Genomic DNA, 13,407 nt, shown 5'->3' with positions numbered 1-13,407 from the left:
CCTACTCCGCTGCAATCGCGTTGGGTTTCGGCTTCGGTGTCCTGCCAGAGGTGGGCGATTTAGGCGCATTGCCGTGTTCGTACTCCTCAAGGAAATCCAGGACTTCTTGCCGGTATGCATAATAGTCAGGATGTTCGAGCAGCGCCTTGCGGGTGCGGGGTCGCGGCAGGTCGACATCTGTGATCTTGCCGATGGTCGCCTGTGGGCCGTTGGTCATCATGACAACGCGATCGGCCAGCAAAATCGCCTCGTCCACATCATGCGTGACGCAGATGGCGGTCACTTTAGTCCGCGACCAGACCTCCATCAGAACTTCCTGCAGTTCCCACCGGGTGAGGCTGTCGAGCATGCCAAAGGGTTCATCCAGCAAAAGCAGTTTCGGCGACAGGGCAAAGGCCCGCGCGATGCCGACGCGCTGTTTCATACCGTTGGACAGGTCCGCTGCACTCTTGTCCATCGCGTCGGCCAAACCGACGCGTTCTAGATAGTATTCAACCACATCCTGCCGTTCGGCGCGGGACGCTCGGGGGTAAACCTTGTCTACCCCGATCGCCACGTTTTCCTTGGCCGTCAGCCACGGGAACAGATTGGGCGACTGGAAAACTACGGCACGTTCGGGATCAGCCCCTTCTACATGGCGGCCGTCGAGTTTAATCGCACCTTTGCTGATTTCATTCAGGCCCGCAGCCATAGTCAGAACCGTGGATTTGCCGCAGCCGGAATGGCCTATCAGGCTGATAAATTCGCACTTGTTGATCTTCAGATCGAAGTTTTCGACCACTGTCAGCGGCCCTTTGGGCGTTGGATACACTTTGTCGAGCTGTGAAAAATCAAGGAAGCGGTTTTCGATCATCCCTTCCTGCGATTTGGCGACAGCGGCAGGCACCCCGTGGATCGGTGTCACATCCGGCAGCAGGCGCGTCCCTTCGACTTTCGCCTCGATCCCCACATCCATCAGATAAGTGGTCACATCCGCACGCAAACGCTTGAATGTCTCATTATGGTTCATCGCAATGCGGTCACGCGGACGCGGGATGCTGACCTTGAATTCCTCACCCAGCGTCCCGTCCGGGTTCAGTGCGATGATGCGGTCAGCAAGGATGATCGCCTCGTCCACATCGTTGGTGATCAGCACACAGGTTTTCTTGTCAGCCTCCCAGATATGCTCGATCTCATCGGCCAAATTGGCGCGGGTCAGCGCATCCAGCGCGGAAAGCGGTTCATCCAGCAGCAGGACTTCTGGGTTCATCGCCAACGCGCGCGCGACGTTAACACGTTGGCGCATACCGCCCGAAAGCTCTGCAGGGCGGCGTGTCGCGGCGTGGCTGAGGCCCACCATCTTGACGTAATGGGCGACCTTCTCTGCCCGCTCCGCTTTGGTCAGTTTGGGAAAGACCGTATCAACCGCCAGCCCCACATTGCCGCTGACCGTGAGCCACGGCATCAGCGAATAGCTTTGAAAGATCACTCCCCGCTCCGGCCCCGGTGCGGTGATCGGCGTGCCTTTGAACGTGGCCCGACCTTTGCTGGGCGTATCGAGCCCGGCGAGCATGTTGATGAGGGTCGTTTTGCCGGTGCCAGAGAAGCCAAGCAGAACAAGAAACTCCCCTTCTGCCACTTCAAGGTTGATGTCCTTGAGGACGGCGGTGGCATGGATGCCTTCACCGAAGCTCTTGGAAACGTTCTCAAGTTTCAGGATACTCATGCCGCTCACCGGTTATTCGTGAAGGTGAAAAGCGACTGGAGCGCGTACATGATCCGGTCGAGGATGAAGCCGATGATCCCGATGGTCAGCACGGCCACCATGATCCGGGCCAATGACTGCGACGATCCGTTCTGGAATTCATCCCAGACAAATTTGCCAAGGCCCGGGTTCTGGGCCAGCATCTCGGCCGCGATCAGGACCATCCAACCGACCCCGAGCGAGAGGCGCAGCCCGGTGAAGATCAAGGGCAGCGCCGATGGTAGGACCAGTTTCGTGATCTTGGTATAGGTGTTCATTTTCAATACCTTGGAGACATTCACGAGGTCTTTGTCGATACTGGCAACACCCAGCGCAGTGTTGATTAATGTGGGCCAAAGCGAACACAGAGTGACCGTGATTGCAGAAACGAGAAAGGATTTCGCAAAGAACCCGTCGCTGGCATAGGTGGCCGACACGATCATGGTCACAATGGGCAGCCAGGCCAGTGGCGAGACGGGTTTGAAAATCTGGATCAGCGGGTTCAACGCGGCGTTGGCCGTCGCACTTAGACCCGCCATGATGCCCAGTGGGATGGCGATGATTGAGGCGAGCAGGAAGCCGAAGAAGACGGTCTGAATGCTGGTCCAGATTTGATCGTAATAAGTTGGTTTTCCGGTATACACCCGGTCGCGCACCCGGTCGGTATCGCCATTGGCAATGTGTTCGGCGTTGCGGGCATCCTGACGTTCGTAGAACGCGACCTCTTTTTCAGCCTCGCGCAGGGCATCGGCATGCAGCGCTCCAACCTGTTCCCAGACCTGAACCGGGCCGGGGACGGCGCCAAGCGATGTCTGCACCTTGGGTGCCAGCGTGCCCCATGCCAAAAGGAAAAGCCCGATGGCCAGAACAGGCACCCCCAAAAGGCGCCAGATTTCGCCAGCCTGCGCCTTGGGGTTGTCACCAGCCGCGGCTTTCAGGATCGGGGTCAGCCAGGCAAGGCCGAGGACCTGAAACCATGCATCAGCCTTGTTGATCCGGGTGAAGCGCCGGGCGCGGCGGGCTTCGGTGTCGAGTGTATCTGGGTCGATTGCGGTCATCGGATGCCTCGGTTTTTCGCGTACAGGATGCGTATGCACGGCCTAATAATGCCGTACATACGTTATGCGGTTGGGTTAGCCTTGGATCTCGCTACCCACGACGATCTGCTCACCCTTCAGGCCGATTGGCAGACTGTCGATATAGGCGTTGGGCTGACGACCATCGTAAGGAATACCGTCGATGATATCGCTAGCCGGTGTCGGATCCTTGAAGCCGTCACTATTCCATGGGAAGTCGGCTTCATTCGCGATGCCTTCGTCCACCAGAATCCGCGCGGCTTCCAGATAGATATCGGGGCGATAAACCTCGGCAGCGGTTTCAAAGAACCATTCGTCAGATTTCGGTTCTGCGATCTGGCCCCAGCGGCGCATCTGGGTCAGATACCAGATCGCGTCTGAATAGAATGGGTAAGTCGCGTTGTAGCGAAAGAAGACGTTGAAATCTGGGGCCGGGCGCACATCGCCCTTCTCGAATTCAAAGAACCCCGTCATCGAATTGGCGATTACCTCGTAATCCGCCCCCACATATTCAGAGCGGGCGAGGATTTCGACCGCCTCGGGACGGTTGGCGTTGTCGTTTTCATCCAACCACATCGCGGCACGGATCAGCGCCTTGGTCAGGGCCAGCGTGGTGTTGGGGTTTTCCTCAGCGAACTCTGCGGTGATCCCGAACACCTTTTCGGGGTTGTTTTTCCACATGTCGTAATCGGTGATGACCGGCACGCCGATGCCTTTGAACACGGCCTGCTGGTTCCACGGCTCACCCACCGCGTAGCCAAAGATCGTACCGGCTTCCATCGTGGCGGGCATCTGAGGGGGCGGGGTCACGGACAGCAGCACATCAGCACCAATCTGGCCGGAGATGTCCTGTGGGCTGTAATAGCCGGGTTCCAGCCCGCCAGCCGCCAGCCAGTAACGGATTTCGTAGTTATGGGTGGAGACGGGAAAGACCATGCCCATGTTGAACGGGATGCCCTGATCTTTGTAATCCTCAACCACAGGGACCAACGCGCTGGCGCTGATCGGATGTTGCGGGCGGCCATCGTCCATCAACGGCACATTCGGCTTCATCTCCTCCCAGATTTCATTGGAAACCGTGATCGCATTGCCATTCAGGTCCATCGAAAACGGTGTGATGATATGCGCCTCGGTGCCATACCCGATGGTCGCGGCCAAGGGCTGACCGGCCAACATATGCGCCCCGTCAAGCTGACCACTGATCACCCCGTCAAGCAGCACTTTCCAGTTGGCTTGCGCTTCGAGCGTGACAAACAACCCTTCATCCTCGAAATACCCCAGCTCATAGGCAACCGCCAATGGGGCCATGTCTGTCAGCTTGATAAATCCAAGGGTCAGATCCTCCTTTTCAAGCTCCAGCATCTCGGCAGAGGCTGCGTTCGCCAGAAGGCTGGACGTCGCCAACAAAATCGAAAGTGTCTTCATTATCATAGGTCCCTTTCAAAGCCCGGCAGGGCAAAAACAAAAAAAGCCGCACGTTAGGTCCACGGGGGAGGAGATCCGTGTTCCAAACGAGCGGCTTTGCTCTTGAGTAGAGCGCTGCCAGCTTTGGTCAGCGCGAATTGGCGGGCATCGTTGCCCCTTGTAGCAAGGGTGCATTGCGAGCGTCAGGGCAAGCAATGGGTTTTTCTGCGTTGCCGCAAGAATTATGCGGCAATGCAGAAACTGCCCAAGAATTCATCGCGGTCACTGGGCAAAATCAAAGGTTCTGCCGTCAAAGAAGGCATCTGGGGCAAGAATCATATGACCCCGCGATGAGGCGACAGCGGTTTCAAACCGCAAGGAGCCTTCCTCCTTCTCGGATGCGCCGGGCATGTCAGCCCCGATATCGGCGAGGTTCTGACGGTAAAGATCGGAGCGAAAACTGGCCTTGGCCGTTTCCACACCGGCGGCATCTGCCCCCAGTTGATGGGCGATCCAGGCGGCTTGACTGCGCCAGGGAAAGCTGGCCGCGTGCTTATGGAACTGCAAAAAGCGTTCGACGGCCACAGGCGGGGCGTCATGTTTAGGAACAATATGCCCGGTCAGAGCGGGGTCAATCAGATCGGATGACATGCTCAGATGTTCGCTGCGTCCCAGGATTTCGACAGCCAGCGGCTTGTTTCTGGGCGCATCAAGCCAGGCAGAGGCGTGAAACACCGCGCGCATCAGCCTGCGCGCCATATCTTCGTTCCGCTCAACCCATTCGTGGCGCACGGCAAGGACCTTTTCAGGTGCAAACTGCCAGACATCGCGACCAGTCATCATCAATTGCGCAACATCATGCTGCACTGCCACACTGCCCCAGGGTTCACCCACCCAGAACGCATCCACAAACCCGTCCGCCACCGCATCAGCCATACGCGGGGGTGGCACGGTAACCTCCTCAATCGTCAGGATCGGCGCAGCAGAGGTCCAGTAGGACAACAGCAGCCGGTGCATGGAGTAATGGAATGGCACGCCGATCCGCAATGGCTTACCACCACGCGCGGCAAGAGCGGTCAAAATGGCGCGGGCATCGCCAAACGGAAGGGTGCCCAACTCCTTGGCGACTGCGTTGGAAAGGCCAAAGACAGTGCCGTTCACCGACAACACCATCAGCGCATCAATACGGGCGGGCAGTCCACCAAGCCCAATCGACATCGCCACCGCCATCGGCGACAACATTTGCGCCGCATCAAGATGCCCCAGCGCCAGCATATCCCGCAATGCCGACCATGATGGTTGCCGGACAAGATTCAATGCCAGACCCTGTTCTGCCGCGAAACCCAATTCCTTTGCAATGACAAGCGGCCCGCAATCGACAAGCGGCACATAGCCGCAATTCAGGACGGTACCGGTCATGATAGCAGATCCGCCGCGGTGACAAGCGCTTGGGCTACGTCAATCACCTTGCGGCTTTTGTCCATCGCAGCCTTGCGCAACAGCCGATATGCTTCGTCCTCTGACACCTGCCGCTGGCGCATCAGGATACCTTTTGCACGATCAATCGTCTTGCGATCCTCCAGCGCCTGTTTGGCCGCATCCAGTTCCGACTGCAGCTGCCGCATCACCTTGAAACGGGCGATAGCTGTTTCAAGGACCGGCTTGATCCGCTCCATCTTCAGGCCATCAACAACATAGGCGCTGACGCCCGCATTCAGGGCGGCCTTGGTCAGGTTGTGATCCGTATGATCGACAAAAAGCGCCACAGCGCGTTTGCTGGTTTCGGTCGCATGAGAGATATGTTCAAGCGTGTCACGGTCAGGATTTGCCAGATCTATCAACACGATATCAGGCACGTACTCCCGGACCGTGCGATCCAGCGCCGCGATTTGAGCCAACGCTTTGACATCCGTCCAACCGGCGGCATTCAGCGCCGACATGATGTCGCGCGCGCGCTCCGGCACGGATTCGACAACAAGGATACGCAGATCACTATTCATCGGACCGTCTTGATCGCGACCGGGCCCAGCGTCCATGCATGTGCACGCATTTCAAAAATCAGGGACAACGTATTCGCCCATTATTTGTGCCGATGGTGGTGGACCTGCTGAATGTCAGTGCAGTGCGTCAATGGCTTATCTGCCGCAGTATCTGACCGATCAGCCAAGCGAAGCAAAACGTTGGACCTCAAACGAGATCACTGCGCTATATCCTCAAAAAACACCGCGCCACCACCTAGTCCCGCAACAACATCGCCAGCGCCACCACTGTCAGGACCAGCCCAGCCAGGACCAGTGCGGGCGGTGCCGTGCCGCCAAGGGCAAGGTCCCATACGATCACCCAGCTTGGCGTCAGGTAGGTGTAGGCCATCACCTTGGAGCTTGGCAGTCGCAGGGTGGCAAATTGCAGCAGGGTGAACGTGGCCGCGCTGGCAAAGATCGCCGTGTAGCCGATTGTCACCCAGACGATAGGCGACAAGGCTGTCCAGTCTGTCGCCCGGATGTCGCCCCATCCCCATGCCGTCAGCATCACCGCCCCTGCCAGCAAGGTGCCGAAGGTGAAGACCACTGCGGGCTCTCCCCGGTTCAGTTTGCGCACCAGCGGCGTATAGATCGCGTGGGCCATGCAGCCCCAGAAATAGATGACTTCACCCTGCCCGACCTTGAACCGCAGGATCGCCTGAATATCGGCCCGGAAAATCACCCAGAGCGCGCCCAGCGCCCCGATGGTCAGCGCCCGTGCCATGCGCGGGGTCAGAACCTGCCGCAGAAGGATATAGCCGAACCCGGCGGATAGGATCGGCGTAAGTGTAAAAACGGCAGCGGCACTGACCGGGGCTGCGGTTTTCAGCCCTTCGAACATCAGCACAAAATAGGTGGTAAAGAACCCCGCCAGCACCACATAACGCCAAGGGGCCGCTGCCGCGCTGCGCGGTAGCCCAGTCGTGGCCAGCGCCGCGACCCCGATGATGACCACGGCAATCCAGAACCGCACGGCGTTCAGCGCTGTCGGGCTGATCTGGTTGGCCGCCTGCGCCCCCAGCGCAAAGGATCCCGCCACAAGAAGCGAGAACAGCAGCATAGCCAGATGGCCCGCACGGGCCGGGGCCATCAGGTTTCCATGCTTTTCATGCGGGCCTTGAGGAATTTCAGGAAGGCCTGCACCTTGGTCGTCCGGTGCAGATCCACATGGGTCACCAGCCAGAGTGGGGCCGCCCATTCCTCTTGCTGGGGGATTACCTCGGTCAGGTCGGGATGCCGCGCCAGTTCCTGGGCCAACACAAAGCCGACTCCTGCCCCGGCCAGAATCGCATCCAGCATGTTGCGGTTATCAGTGGCGCGATAGGTAAACCGATCATCCGACACCATGCCGCGCAGCCAGCGCGCAAAGGGGGCCCGGCTGTTATCATTGTCATGGACGACGAAATGATGGTTCTTGAAGTCGTCGATCCCGTCAGGCAGCCCGTGCCGCGCCACATAGGCGTCAGAGGCGACCAACGCCATCTGCTGATGCATGAAAGGCTGAACCACATTGTCCGGTTCTTCCGGCATGGTTCCGGCCCGGATCGCCACATGCGCCTCACCATATTCCAGCCGGAACACCCGGTCGCCGGTCCGGTAGCGGATCCGCACCTCGGGATGTTCGGCCTGAAAATCGACCAGGATCGGTGTCAGCATACGCGATGCCATGCCAAGGGAAGTGACCACCAGATCGCCCGAGACCCCTTCGCCCTGCCCTTTGATCCGGCCTGCCAGTTGGGTGAACTGATCATCGGTGGCCTGCGCCACCTGCAAGAGGTCCTGCCCGGCTTCGGTCGCGGTGTAACCTCGCGCATGCCGCTGGAACAGTTTGACCCCCAGCCGCTGTTCCAGCGCATCGATATGGCGGATTACGGTAGCGTGGTGGACCCCCAATTGCTCGGCCGCGCCGCTGACGGTGCCTTTGCGCGCGACCTGAAAGGCGGTCCTGATTTCATCCCAATTGTCCATCTGCGTATCCTGTGCGCTGGCAAACATGTGATGTTAGAAATCAGGCATTTCGTTCGTGAGCACAAGAAGTAAATAAGGGATCACAGAGTATTTACACGCTCAAGGAGCATCCGATGACCCATACTATCCTGCATATCAACGCCTCTGGCACCACTGACGGTTCCGTATCCCGCGCTGCAACGGCACGGCTGATTGCCGACATGGACCCGACCAGGGTCATCACCCGCGATCTGGCCGCAACGCCGCTGCCGCAGGTGGACGGCACATGGATCACTGCGCGCATGGTGCCCGAGTCTGACCGCACTGACGCAGACCGGGCTGCGCTGGCATTGTCTGATGAACTGATCGCAGAGCTGAAGGCCGCTGATACCGTTGTAATCGGGATGCCGATGTACAATTTCGGCATGCCCGCCGCGCTTAAAGCTTGGATCGACCTGATCGCGCGGCCCAAAGTGACCTTTGCCTATTCCGAGGATGGTCCGGTTGGCCTGCTGGAGGGGAAAAGGGCGGTGGTCGCCGTTGCCTCCGGCGGCGTGCCGGTGGACAGCCCCGTGGATTTCGCCACCCCGCATCTGCGGCAGGTGCTGCGGTTCATCGGGATCGAGGATATCACCGTGCATGTGGTCAAGGATGTGATTGCAGCGCAGGCCGCCTAAGGTTTGCGCCACTCCGTCATCATCAGATAAGGCATGTTCTGGTAGGCCGCGATCCGGTCTGCAGGGCCGGTGGCGGGTCGCTCAAGCCGGACAGGATTGAATGATCCAAACCGTGAGACCTAACGGCAACAGGATAGTCAACGCATGCAAAGCGTTGATCGCAAGAGTTCGGTCAAACTTTTTCATGCCGACCGCCGCCAAGATAGCATCCTTAAGGCCAAAGCGATTGTGGCGGGACACAATGTAAGTCAGCAGGATCACCATTGGCCAAAAAACCAAATGAACCCAAACAAAGTCTTCACTGCACGGCAAAAAAGAAACCTCCTGCTCTGAACACTTCTACAGAATTCGTCATCAAAGCGTGGCGCGCAAGGCTTTTCAGTTCTGCGATAACTGAGGTCTCCGGGCCGCTAAGCCTTGCTACCATCCCACCTGTTAGTGATATTTCTGCTTGGTTGCAGCAATTTCGGCGAAGCCTCCGACATAGGTGCCGCCGGGGTGTTCTGCGCACGCCGCATCAATCGAAGCAATGTCTTAGCAACCCGGCGCGCCGCTGTCAGCCACCGCTTGACCGCATTGCCCATCACCGCAAGAGTGCGCCCATGCTATCGCGTCAACAGAAATTCTGGAACATCTATGCCCGTCTGGTGCAAAAACCGGCACTTGCCCTGATCGGATATCAGCCGCTGGCCCGTAAGGTGGCTGATCTGAACGCCGTTCTGACGCTCAAAACACCGGCCGATTTGCGGCTGACCGACCGGACGCTGACCCATGCCGATGAAACGGTGCAGGTGACACTTTGCCAGACGGGCCCGGACCCCGCCGGCGGCACGATGCTTTATCTACATGGCGGGGCGTTCATGATCGGCAATTTGCGCATGTACCGGCATCTGGTCGCCCGCTTGGGCGACGCCGCCGGGCAGCGGGCGTATTTCCTGCATTACGGGCTGGCCCCGGAACACCCCTATCCCATCGCCTTGGATCAGGCGACTGTCGCTTATCAGGCCCTTTGCGCTGATCCGGACGCGGGGCCGATCAGCATTGCCGGGGACAGTGCGGGCGGCAATCTGGTTTTTGCCTTGCTGCACCGCATTTGCAGCCGTGACCTGCCCCGGCCTGCCGCAGTGGTGGCCCTGTCGCCGCTGACCGATATGCGGATGACCGGCGCGTCCCTGCGCACAAATGCAAAGTCCGACCACCTCGTCGCCCCCAGTTGGGCGCGACGCGGGAAGGAGGCCTATCGCGCAGGCCATGATACGGCAGACCCTGAATTGTCGCCAGTGCTGGGCGATTTTAATGGCGCGCCACCCTGTCTGATCCATGCCGATGATACAGAAATACTGCTCGATGATGCGCGCGCCATCGCCGATGCCCTGCGCGCGCAGGGGGTTCCGGTGACGTTGGAGATTAGCCATGGCCGCACTCATGTCTGGCATCTGAATGTGGGGCGCAGCCCCGAGGCGGACGCGTCCGTCGCCGAAATCGGGCAGTTCATTCAGCGCGTGACTTCGCCAAAATCGCCCTAACTGAGGGAGATGACACGGACCACTGCCCTGACCCTTCTCAAAGCCGCGCTGACGGTGGCCTTTCTTTATTTCGGGCTGCGCAAGCTGCTGAGCTATCACGTCGATGTCGGGATTTACGAGGCGATCGGGTTTGGCCAGTTCCCCCGCTATATCACCGGATCGGTCGAGGTTCTGGGGGCCGCCCTTCTGTGGAGGCGTGGTGCGGAAGGTTTCGCCGGCTTGCTATTGCTGGGCACGATGATCATCGGACTGAGCGCGCTGCTGATCTGGGTCGGCCCGCCTTATTGGCACTTGCTGGTGTTGATGGCGGGGTCGGCCACGGTGGCCTGGGTGCATCGCGATCAGTTGCTGCGCTTGATCCGTTAGGCAGGTCCGCTTACCTGTAAGCTATGAAGATTGTGCGAAATCAGCCGGATATTCTTGTCCTGCAATCGGCCCCATGGGTGCTGGGCGCGGTGCTGGTGGCGGTCATCATTCTGCTGACCGGTCTGGGTTTGCACCTGATGGCCGGAGACAATACCGGCGCGGCCTTCCTGTGTTTTGCCTTCGGGCCCGGATTTACCGGTCTTTTCTTTGTCATGTTTGTCCGGCGTGACGATCTGGTGCTGGATCGGCAGCGCAATCTGGTCGAGCTTTATCACGCAAGTGTTCTGGGCCATCAGACAAAGCAGCATTGCCTGCATCACCTGCGCCGCGCTATCGTGCAAAGCCGCCGGATGCGCCACGGCGATCCGGCATATCGCGCCGTTCTTGAGCTGGACAACGGCGTGCATCGTGACACCGCGCCAGTGACCGAGATATTCATCGAAGGCCCGGATGCGGAACGGGACGCAGCCGCGATCAATCGCTGGCTGGGTGTGTCTGGCCTGCGTGTTGCGGGTTAGGCGGACATGACGATTGTCCGCAATAGCCCTCAACAGTTGATCCTTCGATCAGTCCCCTGGGTGCTGGGGGTCATCTTTGCTGCGACGATCCTTGGCCTTTCGGCTGCGGGACTGAAAAACCTGGCCGCGGGGCAATACGATACCGCCGCGATGATGTTTCTGTTTGGGCCGGTTTTTATGGGTATCTTTTTTGCCGTCTTCGTGCGCCGCGATGACCTTATCCTTGACCGCAGCCGCAATCTGCTGGAGTTGCGCCATGCGACGGTACGGGGTCGCCGCAAGATCAGGCATGACTTGCACCATCTGAGCCGCGCCATGGTGCAGACCAACCATTCCAATGATGGCGAGACATATCGGGTCGCCCTCGTACTGGACGGCGGCATGGACGCAGGGATTCACCCGGTGACCGAGGTTTATACAGGCGGGACCGGGGCGCAGCGAACGGTTGACGTGATTAACGCTTGGCTGGCCATGGATGTTGACTCAGGCCAAAGGCAGGCGTAAACGCGCCCCAACACCCGGATTGCATCAGCTTTCCGGTCCCCGATATCAGGGGATCGCCCTCCGTCAGCGCGTTGCGCCCACGGGGGCGCTACTGCATTTGGCCGCGCGTTCTTATATATGCGTGGCAACCGAAACGACGTGAGGGCCTTGGCCGATGTTTGAAAATCTCTCCGAACGCCTGTCTGGTGTTTTCGACAAGCTGACCAAGCAGGGTGCGCTGTCCGAGGATGATGTCAAAACCGCCCTGCGCGAGGTGCGGGTGGCCTTGCTGGAGGCTGACGTGTCCCTGCCCGTCGCCCGCGATTTCGTGAAGGCTGTGCAGGACAAGGCGACCGGTCAGGCGGTCACCAAATCAATCACCCCCGGCCAGCAGGTCGTCAAGATCGTCCATGATGAACTGAAACATGTGCTGACCGGCGATGCCGACCCCGGCGCGCTGAAGATCGACAATCCCCCGGCCCCGATCCTGATGGTCGGTCTGCAGGGGTCGGGTAAGACGACCACGACCGCGAAGCTGGCCAAGCGGCTGAAAGAGCGCGAGGGCAAGCGGGTGCTGATGGCCTCGCTCGACACCAACCGCCCTGCCGCGATGGAGCAGCTGGCTATCCTTGGCGGGCAGATCGGCGTGGATACCCTGCCGATTGTTCCCGGTGAAACCCCGGTGCAGATCGCGAAACGGGCCAAGACGCAGGCGTCTTTGGGTGGTTACGATGTCTATATGCTCGACACCGCGGGCCGCTTGCATATCGATCAGGAACTGATCGCGCAGGCCGCCGAGGTGCGCGATGTCGCCAACCCGCGCGAGACGCTACTGGTGGTCGACGGCCTGACCGGTCAGGACGCGGTGAATGTCGCGCAGGAATTCGACGACAAGATCGGCGTGACCGGCGTGGTCCTGACCCGGATGGACGGTGACGGGCGCGGCGGTGCGGCCCTGTCGATGCGGGCGATTACCGGCAAGCCGATCCGCTTTGTCGGTCTGGGCGAAAAGATGGACGCGATCGAGACGTTCGAGCCGGAACGGATCGCGGGCCGTATCCTTGGCATGGGCGATATCGTGGCCCTTGTCGAAAAGGCGCAGGAAACGATCGAGGCCGAACAGGCCGAACGCATGATGAAGCGGTTCCAGAAGGGCCGGTTCAACATGAATGATCTAAAAATGCAGCTTGAACAGATGATGAAGATGGGCGGCATGGAAGGGATGATGGGCATGATGCCCGGCGCCGCGAAAATGGCCAAGCAGATGGATCAGGCGGGGTTCGATGACAGCATCCTGAAACGCCAGATCGCCCTGATCAATTCAATGACCAAGGCAGAACGGGCCAACCCCGATCTGCTCGCCGCCAGCCGCAAGAAACGCATCGCCAAAGGGGCCGGTCTGGAAGTGTCCGAACTCAACCGCCTTGTGAAACAGCACAAGCAGATGGCGGGGATGATGAAGAAGATGGGCAAGGGCGGCATGCTGAAACAGGCCATGAAGGGCATGTTCGGCAAGGGCGGCGGCATGCCCGACATGAACGACCCCGAGGCGATGGCTCAGGCCGCAAAGGAACTGCAAGGCAAGATGCCGGGCGGTCTGCCCGGACTGGGCGGCGGCGGTATGCAGCTGCCCCCCGGACTGTCAGGGTTTGGAAAGAAGAAGTAA

14 protein-coding genes are annotated in these 13,407 nt (G+C 59.5%); 7 read left to right on the top strand and 7 right to left on the bottom strand.

Annotated elements, in window-relative coordinates:
* Position 1: 1 nt before the first annotated feature.
* The 7 genes from ACFWW2_RS21690 to ACFWW2_RS21660 all read right to left on the bottom strand — a co-directional run bounded on the left by ACFWW2_RS21690 (position 2) and on the right by ACFWW2_RS21660 (position 8,192).
* Positions 2 to 1,705, bottom strand: a complete 1,704-nt coding sequence (locus tag ACFWW2_RS21690; RefSeq protein WP_393931759.1) for an ABC transporter ATP-binding protein — start codon at positions 1,703 to 1,705, stop codon at positions 2 to 4.
* A gap of 5 nt (positions 1,706 to 1,710) precedes the next feature.
* Positions 1,711 to 2,781, bottom strand: a complete 1,071-nt coding sequence (locus ACFWW2_RS21685; protein ID WP_393931757.1) for an ABC transporter permease — start codon at positions 2,779 to 2,781, stop codon at positions 1,711 to 1,713.
* Between the two features lie 75 nt (positions 2,782 to 2,856).
* Positions 2,857 to 4,224 carry a CmpA/NrtA family ABC transporter substrate-binding protein gene (locus ACFWW2_RS21680; protein WP_393931755.1) on the bottom strand — a complete coding sequence of 456 codons (1,368 nt, stop codon included), beginning with the start codon at positions 4,222 to 4,224 and terminating at the stop codon, positions 2,857 to 2,859.
* Positions 4,225 to 4,485: 261 nt separating this feature from the next.
* Positions 4,486 to 5,622 carry a CmpA/NrtA family ABC transporter substrate-binding protein gene (locus ACFWW2_RS21675; RefSeq protein ID WP_393931753.1) on the bottom strand — a complete coding sequence of 379 codons (1,137 nt, stop codon included), beginning with the start codon at positions 5,620 to 5,622 and terminating at the stop codon, positions 4,486 to 4,488.
* Entirely contained in the window at positions 5,619 to 6,203 is a 585-nt protein-coding gene (locus ACFWW2_RS21670) for an ANTAR domain-containing response regulator (RefSeq protein WP_393931751.1), read from the bottom strand. Before ACFWW2_RS21670 ends, ACFWW2_RS21675 begins: the two co-directional genes overlap by 4 nt.
* A gap of 235 nt (positions 6,204 to 6,438) precedes the next feature.
* Positions 6,439 to 7,314 carry a DMT family transporter gene (locus tag ACFWW2_RS21665; protein WP_393931749.1) on the bottom strand — a complete coding sequence of 292 codons (876 nt, stop codon included), beginning with the start codon at positions 7,312 to 7,314 and terminating at the stop codon, positions 6,439 to 6,441.
* Positions 7,314 to 8,192, bottom strand: a complete 879-nt coding sequence (locus tag ACFWW2_RS21660; RefSeq protein ID WP_393931872.1) for a LysR family transcriptional regulator — start codon at positions 8,190 to 8,192, stop codon at positions 7,314 to 7,316. Before ACFWW2_RS21660 ends, ACFWW2_RS21665 begins: the two co-directional genes overlap by 1 nt.
* 113 nt (positions 8,193 to 8,305) lie before the next feature.
* On the opposite strand from ACFWW2_RS21660, the gene ACFWW2_RS21655 reads away from it, so the two are divergent.
* The 7 genes from ACFWW2_RS21655 (at position 8,306) to ffh (ending at position 13,407) form a co-directional block, all read left to right on the top strand.
* Positions 8,306 to 8,848: an FMN-dependent NADH-azoreductase gene (locus ACFWW2_RS21655; RefSeq protein ID WP_393931747.1), complete on the top strand. Its 543-nt coding sequence runs from the start codon at positions 8,306 to 8,308 to the stop codon at positions 8,846 to 8,848.
* A 144-nt stretch (positions 8,849 to 8,992) separates the two neighbouring features.
* Positions 8,993 to 9,181: a hypothetical protein gene (locus ACFWW2_RS21650; RefSeq protein WP_393931745.1), complete on the top strand. Its 189-nt coding sequence runs from the start codon at positions 8,993 to 8,995 to the stop codon at positions 9,179 to 9,181.
* A 269-nt stretch (positions 9,182 to 9,450) separates the two neighbouring features.
* The gene (locus ACFWW2_RS21645; protein WP_393931743.1) at positions 9,451 to 10,374 is read left to right on the top strand and encodes an alpha/beta hydrolase; all 924 of its coding nucleotides are present in this window, start codon (positions 9,451 to 9,453) and stop codon (positions 10,372 to 10,374) included.
* A 9-nt stretch (positions 10,375 to 10,383) separates the two neighbouring features.
* Entirely contained in the window at positions 10,384 to 10,740 is a 357-nt protein-coding gene (locus ACFWW2_RS21640; RefSeq protein ID WP_393931741.1) for a hypothetical protein, read from the top strand.
* Positions 10,741 to 10,763: 23 nt separating this feature from the next.
* Positions 10,764 to 11,258, top strand: coding sequence for a hypothetical protein (locus tag ACFWW2_RS21635; RefSeq protein ID WP_393931739.1), 495 nt, complete (start codon positions 10,764 to 10,766; stop codon positions 11,256 to 11,258).
* Between the two features lie 36 nt (positions 11,259 to 11,294).
* Positions 11,295 to 11,762: a hypothetical protein gene (locus ACFWW2_RS21630; RefSeq protein ID WP_393931737.1), complete on the top strand. Its 468-nt coding sequence runs from the start codon at positions 11,295 to 11,297 to the stop codon at positions 11,760 to 11,762.
* A gap of 154 nt (positions 11,763 to 11,916) precedes the next feature.
* Positions 11,917 to 13,407, top strand: coding sequence for a signal recognition particle protein (gene ffh, locus ACFWW2_RS21625; protein ID WP_393931735.1), 1,491 nt, complete (start codon positions 11,917 to 11,919; stop codon positions 13,405 to 13,407).

The sequence above is a fragment of the Yoonia sp. R2-816 genome, from assembly GCF_046762905.1.
Lineage (GTDB): Bacteria > Pseudomonadota > Alphaproteobacteria > Rhodobacterales > Rhodobacteraceae > Yoonia.
The sequence above is the reverse complement of the archived record's forward strand: the minus strand, read 5'-3'. Positions and strand labels throughout refer to the sequence as shown.

Excerpts from the sequence above, each read along its gene's own strand:
- ACFWW2_RS21690 (WP_393931759.1), bottom strand. The coding sequence starts at position 1,705 with ATGAGTATCCTGAAACTTGAGAACGTTTCCAAGAGCTTCGGTGAAGGC.
- ACFWW2_RS21685 (WP_393931757.1), bottom strand. The coding sequence starts at position 2,781 with ATGACCGCAATCGACCCAGATACACTCGACACCGAAGCCCGCCGCGCC.
- ACFWW2_RS21680 (WP_393931755.1), bottom strand. The coding sequence starts at position 4,224 with ATGAAGACACTTTCGATTTTGTTGGCGACGTCCAGCCTTCTGGCGAAC.
- ACFWW2_RS21675 (WP_393931753.1), bottom strand. The coding sequence starts at position 5,622 with ATGACCGGTACCGTCCTGAATTGCGGCTATGTGCCGCTTGTCGATTGC.
- ACFWW2_RS21670 (WP_393931751.1), bottom strand. The coding sequence starts at position 6,203 with ATGAATAGTGATCTGCGTATCCTTGTTGTCGAATCCGTGCCGGAGCGC.
- ACFWW2_RS21665 (WP_393931749.1), bottom strand. The coding sequence starts at position 7,314 with ATGGCCCCGGCCCGTGCGGGCCATCTGGCTATGCTGCTGTTCTCGCTT.
- ACFWW2_RS21660 (WP_393931872.1), bottom strand. The coding sequence starts at position 8,192 with ATGGACAATTGGGATGAAATCAGGACCGCCTTTCAGGTCGCGCGCAAA.
- ACFWW2_RS21655 (WP_393931747.1), top strand. The coding sequence starts at position 8,306 with ATGACCCATACTATCCTGCATATCAACGCCTCTGGCACCACTGACGGT.
- ACFWW2_RS21650 (WP_393931745.1), top strand. The coding sequence starts at position 8,993 with ATGCAAAGCGTTGATCGCAAGAGTTCGGTCAAACTTTTTCATGCCGAC.
- ACFWW2_RS21645 (WP_393931743.1), top strand. The coding sequence starts at position 9,451 with ATGCTATCGCGTCAACAGAAATTCTGGAACATCTATGCCCGTCTGGTG.
- ACFWW2_RS21640 (WP_393931741.1), top strand. The coding sequence starts at position 10,384 with ATGACACGGACCACTGCCCTGACCCTTCTCAAAGCCGCGCTGACGGTG.
- ACFWW2_RS21635 (WP_393931739.1), top strand. The coding sequence starts at position 10,764 with ATGAAGATTGTGCGAAATCAGCCGGATATTCTTGTCCTGCAATCGGCC.
- ffh (WP_393931735.1), top strand. The coding sequence starts at position 11,917 with ATGTTTGAAAATCTCTCCGAACGCCTGTCTGGTGTTTTCGACAAGCTG.